The 1,919-nt window shown below is 63.4% G+C and carries 1 protein-coding gene; it reads right to left on the reverse strand.

The genetic code is table 11. The annotated features are described in order from the left end of the window. On the reverse strand, positions 1–1,919 hold a 1,919-nt coding region (locus VGV37_RS21400; RefSeq protein ID WP_326881794.1), incomplete at both ends, for an autotransporter outer membrane beta-barrel domain-containing protein.

A 1,919-nucleotide genomic window follows, 5' to 3' on the forward strand; every position in this document is an offset into this window, starting at 1 on the left:
AGTATCATCCATCGCAATCGGGATGCCGATCCGGCCAAAGGCCTGACCCTGATTGACGCCGTATTGCGCGTTCTCGGCAGCGACCAGCCCTGCCACGTCCACGACGCGCGCGGTGCTCGTGTCATAGCGGCCATAGGCGCCGCCAAGATAAAGCGAGAGGCCGAACAGGTCGCCACCGCCATAAGCGGCCGCGTGATAGCTGTCGACCTGTGCCGTACCCATGGTCGCGGTCTTGAGCGGTGTCTGCTCATAGCCGCCACCTATGCCGATCAGCCAGTTGCCGCCAAGCGCCTGATCGACACCACCGACGACGCCATAGGTCCGGCGGTCAAGCTTGACGGCATTGCCGTCAGCCGACGTGGTACCAGTGCCGTAGAGACCATGCAGCCAGAATGCCGGCGTTCCCGGCGCGCGCGTGGCCATCCGGTCAAACACCGCGTCCCTTATGATGGCGCTGTCGGCCAGAACCTCGCCGGCGACGTCAGCATGGATTTCGCCGGAGACCTGATGCTCCAGCATCGCGGCGTCGGCGAGCGTCGGAACCGTTAGCAACACATTGTAGATCGGATGGACGCCTTTGAGGCCCTCAATCGCCGCGCCGACCGATCGCTCATTCGGCGTCGTCCCGGCACTTTCGAAAGAGATTGGATTGCGGCCGACATTGAGGTCGACAAAGGTCTTCTGGTAGCTCACGCCGAGGTTGAGGAAGGCGAAGCTCGGATAGATCGTGTCGAATGTGCCGCTGACGCCGTCCGCGGCCGAAAGGATCACGAGCTTGCCGGGCTTTGCGATCGCCGCCAGGTCCGCTTGCGCCATCTCGGATTGCACGAACTCGCGCGTGATCAGCAGCCTGGCATGATCGATCGTCGCCTTGCCTGTCGTCACCAGTTTGTCGGAGCGGCCGAACGGCGAGATTTCGACATGATAGGTCGAGCCGGCGTCCATCCGGATGCCGGCATCGTCGGAGTACATCGTGCCGATCGAATGGCCCGGTGCCAGCGTCGAGCCCGCCTTGGCCAGGATGCCGTGACTGGTACCTGAGCCGCCGAGCGTGGCGTCCCTCTCGACGACAGACCGCGATGCTGTCTGAACGCCGTCGACGTTGACGAGTCCCTCCTGGATGTCGGTATCGCCTGCGTAGGTGTTGATGCCGGTCAGCGAAAGTTTGCCAGGACCGGCTTTGGTGAAGCCGCCTTCGCCCGACATGGTGCCAGGGAGCGCGGACACTTTCTTGATCACCAGCATCTGATGACCCGTTCCGAGATGGAAATCATTGGCGAGATCCGTCCGCTCGTCGATCTCCAGCGCGCCATTGTCCAGCGTGATCACGCCGGTGCCGATATTTGCCGCCGACGTGATGACCACCCTTCCCGCGCCGATCGTGATGGCGCCGCTGCTGCCGCTATTGTCGCCGGTAAGGGCGAGTGTGCCCTCGCCTTCCTTTTCGATCGCGCCGCCACCGGTGATCGAACCGGCAAAGGTGCCGTCGATGTTCTGCGCGAAGTACAGCAGGGCATTGTTTGAGATGTAACCGGTGAGCGAGGTCGAGTCTCCCTTGAGCGTGCCACTGTCGATTTCCGTGCCGTCGCTGTAGGTGTTCGGCCCCGTGAGGGTGAAGGTGCCGGACCCTTCCTTGACGAGCTCGCCTGTGCCGGAGATCACGCCCGAGAAGGTCGTATCGGAGTTGTCGGCGCCGGTGAACAGTGCGTCCTTGAGCACGATCCCGCCGCTGCCCGCAACGCTGCCAACACGTTCGGCGTTGTCGACTTCCAGTGTGCCGGGACCGGCGACGATGACCGGCGCGGTGTCGCCCATCGCAAGACCGCCGCGCAGGACAAGCAAGCCCGCGTTGACGTTGACAGGCCCGGCAAAGCTATTGGCGCCGCTCAATGTAAGCGTGCCGGTATTGAGGTCGAGCG

The organism is Aliidongia sp., from assembly GCF_035943795.1.
Classification (GTDB): domain Bacteria; phylum Pseudomonadota; class Alphaproteobacteria; order ATCC43930; family CGMCC-115725; genus Aliidongia.